The 13,578-nt window shown below is 69.7% G+C and carries 15 protein-coding genes and 1 pseudogene; 11 read left to right on the top strand and 5 right to left on the bottom strand.

Features of this window, described 5'->3' with window-relative positions; genetic code table 11:
* Positions 1-11: 11 nt before the first annotated feature.
* Complete coding sequence (locus tag AAC944_RS05455; RefSeq protein WP_030611330.1) at positions 12-371, top strand: ArsR/SmtB family transcription factor; 360 nt, start codon at positions 12-14, stop codon at positions 369-371.
* Between the two features lie 58 nt (positions 372-429).
* On the opposite strand, the gene AAC944_RS05450 is transcribed toward AAC944_RS05455, so the two are convergent.
* The gene (locus AAC944_RS05450; RefSeq protein ID WP_030611332.1) at positions 430-1,014 is read right to left on the bottom strand and encodes a carbonic anhydrase; all 585 of its coding nucleotides are present in this window, start codon (positions 1,012-1,014) and stop codon (positions 430-432) included.
* Positions 1,015-1,478: 464 nt separating this feature from the next.
* On the opposite strand from AAC944_RS05450, the gene AAC944_RS05445 reads away from it, so the two are divergent.
* Positions 1,479-1,871: a BlaI/MecI/CopY family transcriptional regulator gene (locus AAC944_RS05445; protein WP_030611335.1), complete on the top strand. Its 393-nt coding sequence runs from the start codon at positions 1,479-1,481 to the stop codon at positions 1,869-1,871.
* A gap of 9 nt (positions 1,872-1,880) precedes the next feature.
* Positions 1,881-2,846, top strand: coding sequence for a M56 family metallopeptidase (locus AAC944_RS05440; protein WP_030611338.1), 966 nt, complete (start codon positions 1,881-1,883; stop codon positions 2,844-2,846).
* A gap of 78 nt (positions 2,847-2,924) precedes the next feature.
* Here the strand turns inward: AAC944_RS05440 and AAC944_RS05435 are convergent, their stop codons facing one another.
* Positions 2,925-3,146, bottom strand: coding sequence for a hypothetical protein (locus AAC944_RS05435; protein ID WP_030611341.1), 222 nt, complete (start codon positions 3,144-3,146; stop codon positions 2,925-2,927).
* Between the two features lie 220 nt (positions 3,147-3,366).
* On the opposite strand from AAC944_RS05435, the gene tatA reads away from it, so the two are divergent.
* From tatA to AAC944_RS05410, 5 genes are all read left to right on the top strand, one after another.
* The gene (tatA, locus tag AAC944_RS05430) at positions 3,367-3,621 is read left to right on the top strand and encodes a Sec-independent protein translocase subunit TatA (RefSeq protein ID WP_037771708.1); all 255 of its coding nucleotides are present in this window, start codon (positions 3,367-3,369) and stop codon (positions 3,619-3,621) included.
* Positions 3,622-3,769: 148 nt separating this feature from the next.
* Complete coding sequence (locus AAC944_RS05425; protein ID WP_030611345.1) at positions 3,770-4,552, top strand: IclR family transcriptional regulator; 783 nt, start codon at positions 3,770-3,772, stop codon at positions 4,550-4,552.
* A 230-nt stretch (positions 4,553-4,782) separates the two neighbouring features.
* Entirely contained in the window at positions 4,783-6,852 is a 2,070-nt protein-coding gene (locus AAC944_RS05420; protein ID WP_368396902.1) for an oxidoreductase, read from the top strand.
* A gap of 20 nt (positions 6,853-6,872) precedes the next feature.
* Positions 6,873-8,129 (top strand): aromatic ring-hydroxylating oxygenase subunit alpha, encoded by a 1,257-nt coding sequence (locus AAC944_RS05415; RefSeq protein WP_030611352.1) that lies wholly within the window; start codon positions 6,873-6,875, stop codon positions 8,127-8,129.
* Between the two features lie 26 nt (positions 8,130-8,155).
* Complete coding sequence (locus AAC944_RS05410; protein ID WP_030611355.1) at positions 8,156-9,259, top strand: FAD-binding oxidoreductase; 1,104 nt, start codon at positions 8,156-8,158, stop codon at positions 9,257-9,259.
* A gap of 80 nt (positions 9,260-9,339) precedes the next feature.
* Here AAC944_RS05410 and AAC944_RS05405 read toward each other — a convergent pair whose 3' ends face one another.
* Positions 9,340-9,762 (bottom strand): MarR family winged helix-turn-helix transcriptional regulator, encoded by a 423-nt coding sequence (locus AAC944_RS05405; RefSeq protein ID WP_030611357.1) that lies wholly within the window; start codon positions 9,760-9,762, stop codon positions 9,340-9,342.
* A gap of 209 nt (positions 9,763-9,971) precedes the next feature.
* Between AAC944_RS05405 and eno the strand changes: the two genes are divergently transcribed.
* Positions 9,972-11,249 carry a phosphopyruvate hydratase gene (gene eno / locus AAC944_RS05400; protein ID WP_030611358.1) on the top strand — a complete coding sequence of 426 codons (1,278 nt, stop codon included), beginning with the start codon at positions 9,972-9,974 and terminating at the stop codon, positions 11,247-11,249.
* A 91-nt stretch (positions 11,250-11,340) separates the two neighbouring features.
* Here eno and AAC944_RS05395 read toward each other — a convergent pair whose 3' ends face one another.
* Entirely contained in the window at positions 11,341-11,556 is a 216-nt protein-coding gene (locus AAC944_RS05395) for an EF-hand domain-containing protein (RefSeq protein WP_030611360.1), read from the bottom strand.
* A 198-nt stretch (positions 11,557-11,754) separates the two neighbouring features.
* On the opposite strand from AAC944_RS05395, the pseudogene AAC944_RS05390 reads away from it, so the two are divergent.
* Together AAC944_RS05390 and AAC944_RS05385 are read left to right on the top strand one after the other, a co-directional pair.
* Positions 11,755-11,940: pseudogene (locus tag AAC944_RS05390) on the top strand (hypothetical protein); the annotation flags it as partial.
* Positions 11,937-12,683, top strand: coding sequence for a class I SAM-dependent methyltransferase (locus tag AAC944_RS05385; RefSeq protein WP_438272782.1), 747 nt, complete (start codon positions 11,937-11,939; stop codon positions 12,681-12,683). The pseudogene AAC944_RS05390 and the gene AAC944_RS05385, both read left to right, overlap by 4 nt.
* Positions 12,684-12,815: 132 nt before the next feature.
* On the opposite strand, the gene AAC944_RS05380 is transcribed toward AAC944_RS05385, so the two are convergent.
* Entirely contained in the window at positions 12,816-13,442 is a 627-nt protein-coding gene (locus tag AAC944_RS05380; RefSeq protein ID WP_368396898.1) for a DUF1269 domain-containing protein, read from the bottom strand.
* Positions 13,443-13,578 lie beyond the last annotated feature (136 nt).

Genomic DNA, 13,578 nt, shown 5'->3' with positions numbered 1-13,578 from the left:
ACGCTGTCTGCATGTCCGAACGCGACGCAGTGCCACCTGCACCACATGCGCATCTGCAGGTTCCCGACGGTGCCCGCCTGGCGGCGGCGACACGGGTGTTCGCGCTGCTCGCGGACGCGACGCGGCTGCACCTGCTGTGGCTGCTGGCGCAGGAGGAGTCCGACGTCGGTTCACTGACCGGTCGCACCGAGGCCTCGCGGACCGCGGTCAGCCAGCACCTTGCCAAGCTGCGCCTCGCCGGGCTGGTGGAGACGCGGCGCGCGGGCCGGCACATCTACTACCGGCTGAGCGACGGGCACCTGCGGCGTCTCGTCCTGGAAGCCCTGAGCCACGCGGACCACCGCGTCAGCGGCGAGGCCGCCCACGACTGAAACCGGCCACTGTGACCGGCCGCTGTGTCCGGTCGCTGTGATCGCCCGCTGTGACCGGTCACAGCGGCCGGAACTTACGCTCCCGGGCCTCGTAGGCGAAGACCTCGCCGGAGGTGATCTCGTAGAACCATCCGTGCAGCCGCAGTCGCCCCTCCCGGAGGCGACGTGCGACGCACGGGTACGAGCGCAGATGCTTCAGCTGTGTTTCCAGGTGGTGTTGTGTCGCCACGCCTTTGCGCGGGGCGGCCGGCTGGGAGCGGTACTCGGCGCGTTGCAGCCAGCGGTTGAACAGTGCCATTCCCGGTACCTGCTTGCCGGTCACCATGCCCTGCACGGCGTCGCAGCAGGAATGCCCGCAGACGACGATGTCGGGCACCCGCAACGCGATGACCGCGAATTCCAGCGTGGCGCCGACGCCGCAGTCGGCCCCGGCCCTGTGGCGCGGAACGATGTTGCCGGCCGTGCGCAGTTCAAGGATTTCGCCCGGCCGCGCACCGGTGATCAGTGACGGTACGACGCGCGAGTCCGAGCAGGCGATGAACAGGGCTTGTGGGCGCTGCCCGGCGGCGAGCGCGGCGAGATCGTCGCGGCGCTCCGCAACGCTCGACGGGAAGGCGCGGGCGTTCTCGATGAGTGAGTGCATGGTGGCCTGCCTCGTGCTGCGGGTGATGGACGGCAGGGGTGCCGTGAGCGGCTGTTGTGTCGCTGCGGGGCGAGGAGCCGGCGGGACGTACGAGGCGTACGCCGCCGGTGTACGGGACGGCTCCGCCGCTTCGCTTACCTGGGGGCCGATTGCGTTGTGCGGCCGGGGCGGCGGCGCCGACGATGAGAGCTGCCGACGTCGGCACGAGGTACGAGGGGAGCAACCGGGGACGGGGGCGGTGACAACACCGGTGCGGGACACGCCTGCGGGAGACGCGGCGGGTCGGTGCGCCGGAGATGTCAGCGGTGGGCGGCGCTGAGCACGATGCCGCCGAAGCATGTCGGTCGACGTCCACCTCTCCAAATTACTACGCGGCGTAGAAGTTCACGCCGCCGTAGCGGTGGGCCGCTACCGTCACCGCGGGCGACGCGTGCGGCGAAGAGAGAGAAAGGCAGGTCGGGGCGTTGAGAGCATTCGGTGAACTGGAATCGGACATCATGCGGGTGGTGTGGGCGAGCGAGGAACCGCTCAGCATCCAGCACATCACCGACGCCCTCAACGAGGAGCGTTCGTTGGCCTACACCACGGTGATGACGGTCACCGAGCGCCTGCGTACCAAGGGATGGCTCGACCGGACCAAACACGGCAGGTCCTACCGCTACAGTGCGTTGTGCTCGGCGGACGACTACACGGCCGGGCTCATGGAGCAGGCCCTGGCCCACTCGACGGACCGCGCGAACGCGCTCCTTCACTTCGCCGGCCGCCTCGACGCCGAAGAGGCGGCTGCCCTGCGCAAGGCACTGGACGCCATGCCTCCCGACCCCGGACCCGGCCCCCGATCCGACACCGACCACTGAGGTCCCACTGTGTTAGTCATCGCAGCCCTGTTCGCGTACGCGGTACTGCTCGGCGGGCCGGTCGCGCGCCTGTTGACCCACGCGCGCTGGGTCACCCGCTTTCCGCAAGCCGCCCTGCGCAGCTGGCACGCCTGCGCGCTGAGTCTGCTCGCCTCGGTCGTGGGCTTCCTCCTCCTGGTCGCCCACGACCTGTGGGAACACGCCATGGTGTGGCTCTTCCGTGCCGACGAGCCGCTGATCCACGACGCTTACGGTGGCTCCTGGCTGGTGGCGGACATCCCACGGGCCGCGTTGGTCGTGTTGTTCCTCGGCTCCGTGACGCTCATCGGACTCACCCTGCGCAGTCTGCTGCGCCTCCGCCGGGAGCGGAACCGGTACCGGCTCACCGCCGACGCCCTGGGGGAGCACGTCCGGATCCACGACCCGGACGTGCGCGTGCTGAAACACACGGACCCGGCGGTCTTCTGCATCCCCGGGGCCCGGGACGCCTCACGCATCGTCGTGACCACGGCAGCCATGAACATGCTGTCCGACCCCGAACTCGCCGCCGCGCTCGAACACGAGCGGGCCCACCTGAAATACCGGCACCACCGTGCCTTCCTCGTCGCCGATGTGCTGACCTCGGCCTTCGGCTGGAGCGGGCTCTCTCGTGGGTACGCCCAGCAGGTGCGCCGCCTTGCGGAGATGGCCGCGGACGACCAGGCGGCGCAGCGGCACGGCCGGCGCGCGGTGGCCTCGGCGCTGCTGGAGATGTGCGCCGTAGGCCCCACTGCGACTGTTTCCGGACTGCCCGCGATGACCGGAACCGACCCGGCCGAGCGCATCCGCCGACTCGTCAAGGCCACGCCCACGCATGCGAAGGCACTGGCGCCTGCCCTGAGTTCGGCCGTCACGGCCGTCGTACTCGCACTCCCGGTCGCCCTGGCACTGGCCCCGGCGGCACTCCTCGCGGGTACCGGGCATTCCGGATGCTGAACGCACGACCGGCGGTCCGTACCGCGCCGTCGCCGCGGCGCCCTGGTCGGTGTCCTGGCCGGTTCCCTGATCGATGCCCTAGTCGGTGCGTGTCTCCAGTGCCGCCAGCGCCTGCGCCCAGCGCGCGTACTTGAGCTCCGCCAGGTCGCGGACCGTCTTGACGCCGACTGCCTGCTGGAGGAGTTCGCCGCCCCGGTCCGAGATCCCCTTCAGGGCCGACACCGGTGCGTCGAGTACCTCCGGCAGGCTCTTGTCCGCCCATGCCTTGTCCAGCACCTTGTCCAGATCGATCGAAGCCACGAAGCCCCTCCCAGCGGAACGGGGGCGATCTGTGCGCCCCTCGCGTGTTCTACAGACGTGTAGAAGTATATGGATCAAGTGGGGCCGGGGTGGCATCCGTGGCAACGGTCGGCCAACGTTGGCTTGTTGTGCACGCCGGCGACGCCAAAGTTTCTACAGGGCTGTAGATTCTCTTGTGTCGTCGGTGGCGCTCGCCAGCATTCGAAAGAAAGTGGACCTGATGTTCGGCCTCAGTGAACTGGCCCTGATCCTCATCGTCGTCATCGTGGTCTTCGGGGCGAAGAAGCTCCCCGAGCTGGCCCGCTCGGCGGGCAAGTCGGCCCGCATCCTCAAGAGCGAGGCCAGGGCGATGAAGGACGAGGAGAAGGCAGCGGAGACCGCGCCCCCGCAGGTCGTGACCGGCACGATCGTCGAACGCGCCGACCGTGGTCACACCGACCACGAACGCCGAGAGGGCCCCACGGCGAGCGCCTGAGCCGCCTGGCGCGCGGATGAGGGAGGCCCTCCGCCCGAAGGGCCGGCAAGTTGACTCGCGACTCCCGTGGCCATCCACCCGCTGGTCGCGCCGGCTCGCGGTGATCGCGTCCGGGGTCGGTGGAGGAGGGCTCCTATAGGCTTCCGCCATGAGCGGCAAGGGTCGGGCGCGGGACACGTCGGTGCAGTCGGTGGACCGGGCTGTCTCGATCCTCCAAGTGCTGGCCGCGCAGGGCCCGTCCGGCGTCACGGAGATCGCTGAGGCCCTGGGGGTCCACAAGTCGACCGTGTTCCGGCTGCTCGCCACTCTTGAGGCCCGGGGACTCGTCGAGCAGGGCAGCGAGCGCGGGCGGTACCGCATCGGCTACACCGTGGTCGAACTCGCGGGCGGCGCGACCAAGGGAAGCGACCTGTCGCTGCTGAGCCGTCCGATCTGCCAGGAGCTCGCCGCGGCCGTCGGGGAAACGGTGAATCTCGCGGTACATGACGGGCAGTCGGTCGTCAGCGTCGACCAGGTGATCAGCAGTGCGGCCATCACCAGCATCGACTGGGTCGGCAAGCGCACGCCCCTCCACGCGACCTCGGCGGGCAAGGTCTTCCTGGCGCACCTGCCCCAGGAGGAAGCCGCCGAGTTCCTCGCGCAGCCGCTGGAGAAGTTCACCCCGCACACCGTCACGGACCCGGCACGCCTCAAGGACGAGCTGCGGACCGTACGGGAACTGGGGTACGGCGTCACGAGCGAGGAGCACGAGATCGGGCTCGCCGCCCTCTCCGCCCCCATCAGGTCCCTGAACGGGCAAGTGATCGCCGCCGTGACCATCTCCGGCCCGACGTTCCGCATCAACGACCGTACGATTCCCCGGCTCGCCGAGCAGGTCATCGCGGCCGGCGACAGAATCTCCTGGCGCAAGGGCCATATCCGGCGCGGCTGACCATAGCGCGAAGGGGCTTGACGACGGGATGCTCAGGCCCCACATTTGTCTCGCATAGCATTGCAGTTTCGCTATGCGAGACAAATAGCCGACCTCACGACACCGCCCCGGCGTCGCGACGGCGACGTCAGACGTTTCCCCTTCAGCCCTTCAGCCCTTCAGCGCGGCAGATCCCAGTCCCCGTCGTCAGCCGACAGCCACAGAGCTTCCCTGCTTCCCTAGGAGCGGTTGTGCGCGCACAGATCACGAACACGGACACCACGGATCCTCTGCTCCAGCCCTTCCGGCTGAAACACCTCACCCTGCGCAACCGGGTGGTCAGCACCTCCCACGAACCGGCGTTCGGGGAGGACGGCCTCCCCAAGGATCGCTACCGGGCCTACCACCTCGAAAAGGCGCGCGGCGGCGTCGGCCTGACGATGATCGGCGGCTCCGCGGTCGTCTCCCCGGACAGCCCGCCCTCGTTCGGCAACCTGCTGCTGTACCGGGACGACATCGTGCCGTGGCTGCGCAGGCTCGCCGACGACGTGCACGGCGCGGGCGCGGCCGTCATGTGCCAGGTCACCCACCTCGGGCGCCGTACCAGCAACTACTCCGGTGACTGGCTGCCCGTGGTGGCCGCGTCGTCGCTGCGCGAGCCCGCGCACCGCGCGTTCCCGAAGGCCGCCGAACCCTGGGACCTGGACCGCATCGTCGCCGACTACGTCGCCGCGGCACTGCGCTGCCGGGCAGGCGGCCTGGACGGCATCGAGCTCCAGTCCTACGGCCACTTCCTCGACAGCTTCCTGTCGCCCGCGACGAATCACCGCGACGACGGACTCGGCGGCAGCCTGGAACACCGGATGGCCTTCCCCCGCCGGGTGATCCGCGCCGTACGCGAGGCCGTCGGCCCGGACTTCCTCGTCGGTATCCGGATGGCGCTCGACGAAGGGCTCCCCGGCGGCCTGACGCCCGACGAGGCACTGGTCGCGGCGGAGCGGTTCAGCGCCGACGGCATCGACTTCATCAGCGCCATCCGCGGCACCATCGAGAGCGACGCCTCGTTGGCGAAGACGATCCCGTCCATGGGTACGCCGTCGGCGCCGTACCTGGAATTCACCGGCGAGGTCAGGCGGCGCCTGGACATCCCCGTGATGCACGCGGCCCGTATCGCGGACGTGGCCACCGCGCGGTACGCCGTGCGCGAAGGGCTGCTGGACCTCGTCGGCATGACCCGGGCGCAGATCGCCGATCCGCATCTGGTGGCCAAGATCGCCGCCGGCCAGGAGGACCGCATCCGGCCCTGCGTCGGCGCGAGTTACTGCCTGGACGCGATCTACGACTCCGGCGACACCAAGTGCATCCACAACCCGGCCACCGGACGCGAACTCCAGCTGCCTCACCTCATCACCCCGGCCAACGGCCGTCGCAGGAAGGCAGTGGTCGTCGGGAGCGGCCCGGCCGGGCTCGAAGCCGCCCGCGTCCTGGGCGAACGCGGCCATGCCGTGGTGTTGTTCGAGGCGAGCGACGAGCCCGGCGGCCAGGTCCGGCTCGCCGCGTCGAACCCCCGCCGCCGCGACCTGCTCGGCATCGTCGACTGGCGGGTCGCCGAGTGCAAACACCTCGGCGTCGACCTGCGCCTGGGAGCGTATGCCGAGGTCCGGGACGTACTCGCCGCACACCCCGACCTCGTCGTCGTCGCCACCGGCGGCATACCCAACCGGTCCTTCCTCATCGAGGGCGAGGACCTGGTCGCCGACACATGGGACGTGATGTCCGGCTCGCTACGCCCCCGGAGCACCAGCACCGTACTCGTCTACGACGACCACGGCGGCTATCCGGCGATGGACGCCGTGGAACTGCTGGCCCCGGCCGGCGCCCGGCTGCACTACGTGACCCCGGAACGCACACTGGCACCGGACGTCGGCAGCATGAACTCCCCGGCGTACCTGAAGGCCTTCACCGCCCACGGCGTCAGCATCACCCTTGCCCAACGGCTGCGCCGTGTGCGCCGCACCGACGACGGGCGCCTCAGCGCGACCCTCTACAGCGAGTACACCGAGGCCGAGACCGAGCAGACCGTCGACCACGTCGTGGTCGAGCACGGCACCCTGCCCCACGACGAGCTCTACACCGACCTGCTGCCCGGCTCCCGCAACCTCGGCGAGGTCGACCACCGCGCCCTGCTGGCGTACGAGGAACAGGCCGTCGTCCGCAACGGCGCAGGCCGGTACCAGCTGTTCCGCATCGGCGACGCGGTCACCAGCCGCAACATCCACGCCGCCGTATACGACGCCCTGCGGCTGTGCCTGCCCCTCTGACGAGCGATGGGAGACCTCAGATGAGCGCACCAGCTTCCGTCACCAGCGCCGCCGACCTCGTCGCCCGACGCACCGTCGGCCAGAGTCTCGAAGCCCCCTTCTACCTCAGCGACGAGTTCTTCGCCCTCGACATCGAAGCCGTCTTCGCCCGCAGTTGGCTCTTCGTCGCCGCGGAGGCCGAACTCCCCGAGCCCGGCGACTACGTCACCGTCACCGTCGGACCGTACTCCGTCCTCCTCGTCCGGGACGACGACGAGGAGGTACGGGCTTTTCACAACGTCTGCCGGCACCGCGGCGCGCGCATCCTCCACCAGGAGCGCGGCACGGTCGGCAACATCGTCTGCGGCTATCACCACTGGACCTACGGCGTGGACGGCACACTGCTCCACGCCGAGTCGCAAGCGCCCGGCTTCGACCCCTCATGCTTCGCCCTCAAGGCCGTCCATGTCCGCACCGTCGCCGGCCTCGTCTTCCTCTCCCTCGCCGCGCAGCCGCCCACCGACTTCGACGACGTCGCCCACCGCGTCGAGCCCTACATCGCGCCGCACAACCTGCGGCACGCGAAGGTCGCGCACCAGATCGACCTCGTCGAGCACGGCAACTGGAAGCTCACCATGGAGAACAACCGGGAGTGCTACCACTGCGCCGGCCACCCCGAGCTGCAGCGCTGCTACTTCCCGATCTACAACTTCACCGAGGAGAACGTCCCGCCGGCGCTACGCGCGACCTACGAGCGCTTCCGGCAGGCCGAAGCGAAGGCACACGCGACGTACGAGTCGCTGGGCCTGCCCTACGCCACCATCGAGGAACTGGACACCCGCCCCACCGGCTTCCGCATCCAGCGCGAACCGCTCGACCTCGCCGGCGAGTCCTTCACGCAGGACGGCAAGGCCGCGGTCAAGCGCCTGCTGGCCGACTTCCCCACGGCCCGCCTCGGCCGCCTCGGTTTCCACCTGCAACCCAACGCCTGGTTCCACTTCGCGTCTGACCACGCCGTCACCTTCTGCGTCATCCCGCTCGCGCCCGACCGCACCCTCGTACGTACCACCTGGCTGGTACACGCCGATGCGGTCGAGGGCATCGACTACGACCTCGACACTTTGACGCACGTATGGGCCGCCACCAACGAACAGGACGCGGCCTTCATCGCCCGCGCCCACCAGGGCATCAGCAGCCCCGCCTACGTACCCGGCCCCTACAGCCCGACCGAATCCCAGGTGGAGGACTTCATCCACTGGTACATCAGCCGGCTGAAGGCACACCTGGAGGAGCGATGACGACGGCGGCCGTGACGACGGCAACGATGACGACCGGCAGCCTCCCGCCCGCCTGGGCCGACGGGCTCCTGGTGTGCAAGCAGGTCCACGACATCACCGCCGACGTCCGGACCTTCGTCCTCGAACCCACCGAACCCCGGCTGTTCCGCCACGACCCCGGCCAGTTCCTCACCCTCGTCCTCGACATCTACGGCCGCCCCGTGGAGCGCTGCTACACCATCTCCTCCCCGCCGACCCGGCCCGACCTCGTGTCGATCACGGTGAAACGAGTCCCGGGCGGACCGGTCTCCAACTGGCTCCACGACCACCTCACCCCAGGTACCACCGTGCAGGCGCGGGGCCCGCTCGGCCAGTTCTCCTTCGCGCGGCATCCGGCGCCGAAGTACCTCTTCCTCTCCGCGGGCAGCGGCGTGACGCCCGTGATGTCGATGACCCGGACGCTGTACGACCTGGCCCACCCAGCGGACGTGGTCTTCGTCCACAGCGCCCGTACCTGCGACGACATCATCTTCCGTCGCGAGCTGGACTTCATCGCGGCCACCGCGCCCCATATCCGTGTGACCCACCTCGTCGACGACCGCGGCGAACAACTGAACACGGAGCTGCTCCGGGACCTGGCCCCTGACGTCCTCGAACGTGAGGTGTTCACCTGCGGTCCCGCCGGCTACATGGAAGCGGTGCGGCACATGCTCTCCACGGCAGGCTTCGAGATGACCCGGTACCACGAGGAGAGCTTCACCTTCGACGAGCCGGTCGAGGCGGTCGGGCCGGTCGAGCCGGTCGAGGCGGTCGAGTCGGCCGGGCCGGTCGAGGCGGTCGGGCCGGTAGAGCCGATCGATCCGGTCGCTCCTGAGCGCGGCACCGGGTACGGCTTCAAGGTCGAGTTCGCCCGCAGCGGGCGGACGGTCGACTGCGACGCGGGTACCCCCGTCCTGGCCGCCGCGTCCCGCGCGGGCCTCACCCTGCCGGCCTCGTGCGTCCAGGGCATGTGCGGCACCTGCAAGACCACGCTGCTCGCCGGCTCGGTCGACATGCAGCACAACGGCGGCATCCGCCCCCGCGAGATCGCCGACAACAAAATCCTGCTGTGCTGCGCGAAGCCGCTGGACGACCTGGTGATCGACGCCTAGGGCCTGCCCGGCGGCTCTTGTGACCGTCTCGGACCTGGTCCACTGACGTGCTCAGGGAGCTTGCCGTCCGCCGGACAGCACTAGTGCGCCGCGAGCCTCTCCACCAGCCCGATCGCCCGCGCCAGCGATTCCCGCTCCTCGCCGGTCAATTCCGCCTCGATCGCCCGCGCGAGCCAATCCGCCCTGCGCTCCCGCTCCTCCTCCAGCAGCTCCTGCCCCGCAGGAGAGAGCTCGACGAGGCTCTTGCGGCCGTCGGTCGGATGCGCGCGGCGCGTGATCAGCCCCTGCTCCATGAGCAGGCCAACGGCTCGGGCCATGGACTGCGGGCGCACCCGCTGATCGGCCGCCAGTTCGCTGGTCGTCATCGCGCCGCTGCGGTCCAGCGCGCCGAGGACGGCCACCTGACCGAGCGGCATCTGGTCCTCGAGCTTCACGCGCCGGGTGAGCTTTCCCATCGCGGTACGCAGTTCGGCTGCGACGGCGGCGGATTCCGGAAGGGGCATACCGCATTTTAACGCAGCACAGCTGCACAGCGGCACTGCGCAGCGCAACTGTACAGCAAAACTAAACAGCAAAACTAAACAGGGAATCTGAACAGGTCAGCTAAACAGCACAACTGCACAGCATTGCTGTAGAGTGCGCTGTGCCGGGTCCAGCGCCACCGTCGCCGCAGCCGGGCCCCGGCATGCATGCGACAACGGGAAGGACTCCCATGACCGCCATCACCTCCGTCACCGGCCGCTGCGTCCTCGACAGCAGGGGCAACCCCACCGTCGAAGTGGACGTGGAACTGGCGGACGGATCCATCGGCCGGGCCGCGGTCCCCTCCGGCGCTTCGACCGGCGCCCGCGAGGCCGTCGAACTCCGCGACGGCGACCCGGCCCGCTGGCACGGCAAGGGCGTCGACGCCGCGGTACGCCACGTCAACACGGAACTCGCGGCCGCCGTCAACGGCCGCGAGGCCGAGGATCAGGCCGGCCTCGACGCCGCCCTCATCGCCGTGGACGGCACCCCCACCAAGTCCAGGCTCGGCGCCAACGCGATCCTCGGGGTCTCCCTGGCCACCGCCAAGGCCGCAGCCGCCGCCCATCGCCTCCCGCTTTACCGCTACCTCGGCGGCTCCGACGCCCGGCTGCTGCCCGTACCGATGATGAACATCGTCAACGGGGGTGCGCACGCCGACAATCCCCTGGACTTCCAGGAGTTCATGATCGCCCCGATCGGCGCGAAGACCTTCGCCGAGGCCGTGCGGATGGGGTCCGAGATCTTCCACACCCTGCGCCGCGACCTCCTCGCCGCCGGGCACTCCACGGGCGTGGGTGACGAGGGCGGTTTCGCACCCGACCTGCGCACCGCCGAGGAGGCCCTCGACTTCGTGGTCGCCGCCGTCGAGCGCACGGGTTACCGGCCGGGCACGGACATCGGCCTGGTCATGGATCCGGCGTCGTCGGAGTTCTTCCGCGACGGCGGCTACGACTACACCGGGGAAGGAGTGCGGCGTACCCCCGGCGAAAACGCCGACTACCTGGTCAAGTTGATCGACGCCTACCCCATCGTGTCGATCGAGGACCCGATGGCCGAGGACGATCTGGAGGGGTGGCGGGACCTGACCACACGGGTCGGTGCGCGCTGCCAGCTCACCGGTGACGACGTGTTCTGCACGAACGAGACCCTCCTGCGCGAGGGCATCGGCTCCGGCGTCGCCAACTCGGTACTGGTGAAGGTCAATCAGATCGGCACCCTGACGGAGGCCCTGGCCACCGTCAACGCTGCCCACCGGGCGGGCTACACCGTCGTCATGTCCCACCGCTCGGGGGAGACGGAGGACACGACGATCGCGGACCTGGCGGTGGCCACGGGCTGCGGCCAGATCAAGACCGGCTCGCTGTCCCGCTCCGACCGCACGGCCAAGTACAACCAACTCATCCGCATCGAGGAACAGCTGGGCGACAGCGCCCAGTATGCAGGCGCGGAAGCGCTGCGCCGCTAGGAACTGTCCGCCGGACAGCCCTGGGGAACTCCTGCGGCATCCGAAGATGACGGGTCGGGTCCGGCACGCTCACGTGCCGGACCCGGCGGTGTCAGCCATTCAAGGCTGCCCAGAACTCCTCGAAGGACATCTGGCGATCACCGTTGTTGTCGACCGAGTCGATCAGCCCCTGCGCCTCCGACTCGGTTACCTGCGAACCCAGCTCCGACACGACCTTGCGGTATTCGTCCGCGGTGACCAGGCCGTCCCCGTCGACGTCGTAGCGGTCGAAGACCTTCCGCGCCGCCGTCTCCACGATGTCTGCCATGTGCTCCGCCCTTCTGTGATCTTCACTGACGCGCCCAGGCTATCCGTCCTCCTGAAGCGGGGTGAGCGCTGCCCCACCTGCCAAAATCGCTCGGCAACGGGACGTTCACGAGGAAAAGGAGCAGGAGCAGGAGCAGGAGCGCCGAGGAGGGCAGCCGCACCCGTCGGCCTCGATGGTGACGGATACCGCTGCTGACCGGTGGTGACCGTGACGGACGGGCGCCGGACGCGCCGGACCCGCTACGAGCCGGCCGACGAGCGTCTCGGCCGCGCGCTGGACCGCCTGCTTGCCGCGGCAGGTACTCGCCCGCCGTGGATCATGGGGGAGCGGGGCGGCGGGTCATACGCTCGACCTCGGCACGAACCGGAGAGGACGGGAACGTGAGCGACGACGGGCAGAACCTCGGGCAAGGCCCCGGGCAGGATCTCGGGCAAGGCCCCGGGCAGGACCTCGGGCAAGGCCCCGGGCAGGAGCTGGTCGAGGCGCAGCGGGCGCACTGGCAGAGCACCTACACCGCCCATCCGGGGATGTACGGCGAGGAGCCGTCGGCCCCGGCGACGCACGCCGCCGCCGTATATCGCGCGACCGGGGCTCGCGATGTCCTCGAACTGGGTGCCGGCCACGGACGCGACGCCCTGTACTTCGCCCGCCAAGGGTTCACCGTCCAGGCCACCGACTTCTCCGCCACCGGCCTGGAGCAGCTGCGTGCCGCCGCTGTGCGGCAGGGCGTCGACGGCCGCGTGACGACCACGGTGCACGATGTCCGCGACCCGCTGCCGCTGCCGGACGCCTCGGTGGACGGGGTGTTCGCGCACATGTTGCTGTGCATGGCCCTGTCCACGAAGGAGATCCACGCGCTGGTGGGTGAGGTACGCCGCGTACTGCGGCCGGGCGGGGTCCTCGTCTACACCGTGCGGCACGCCGGAGACGCCCACTACGGCGCCGGTACCTCGCACGGCGACGGCATCTTCGAAAACGGCGGCTTCGCTGTGCACTTCTTCGACCGCCCCTTGGTCGACGCCCTCGCCGACGGCTGGTCACTCGACGAGGTACACGCCTTCGAGGAGGGCGACCTGCCGCGTCGCCTGTGGCGCGTCACCCAGACCCTGCCCGAGGAGCGTGTGTAGCCGGGCAGCCGACGGCACCGGCCGCGGCGCCGAAGACCGGCATCAGGAAGAGCACGCCGGACAGCGTCCCCCCCCCCGCAGCGCACCCCTGGCCGTTCCGGTGGCGGTGGTGCTGTGGGACTGCGGGGCCGGTCACCGGGCCTGCGTGCTGGGCCCGTCGCGTCGTTGCCCGGTTTCACCAGCGGCTTCTTCAGCGGTCCTTCCTGCTGCCCCTGTCCCTGCCCCTGTCCCCGCCCCTGTTTCTGCCTCTTCCTCTTCCGTCTCTTCGTCGAATGCCGCGGCGGCTGCGAGCAGTGCTTCGGCTATGGGGGCGAGCGCTTCCTCGGTGAGGAAACCCTCTGCCAGAGGCACGCCTCCCTGGTCGCGGACGGCTCGTCTCAGCTTCCTCGCCCACCGGTGTTCGACGAGGAGGAAACCTGCTGCGGTGCCTGGCTCCAGAGCGGCTGCGAGCTGCCGGATGTCGTCCGCAGCGAGCCCGAAGGCACGCCCGGGAGCCAGGGAGGGGAACACCTTCTCCGCTTCTCGCATGCTGCCCGGGCTCAGGCCGAGCAGCGCACTGATCGTGTCGCCCATGCCTTCCGCCTGATAACCGACGGCGGCGAGATCACCGCTGGCCTGCTTCCGTACGACCAGCAGGTCCAGTACGAGTATCTGGCCGGCGGCCGTGAGTTCGTTCAGCTCCTCGATGATCCGTCCCTCGAACGTCGCATCCGGACCGAAGGCGATCGCCAGCAGCTGGATGGGCCCGGTCTCTGCCATCGCGCGGCCTCCCTCCGCAGGCGCTGCACTCCGCTGCACTTCCGCTGCACTTCCGCTGCACTTCCGTTGCACTCCGCTGCGCTTCCGTTGCTCTTCATTCAGCAGCGGATCGGGTGGGGCGGCATCCCCCGTCCAG

The sequence above is a fragment of the Streptomyces sclerotialus genome (assembly GCF_040907265.1).
GTDB classification, from domain to species: Bacteria; Actinomycetota; Actinomycetes; order Streptomycetales; family Streptomycetaceae; genus Streptomyces; species Streptomyces sclerotialus.
The sequence above is the reverse complement of the archived record's forward strand: the minus strand, read 5'-3'. Positions and strand labels throughout refer to the sequence as shown.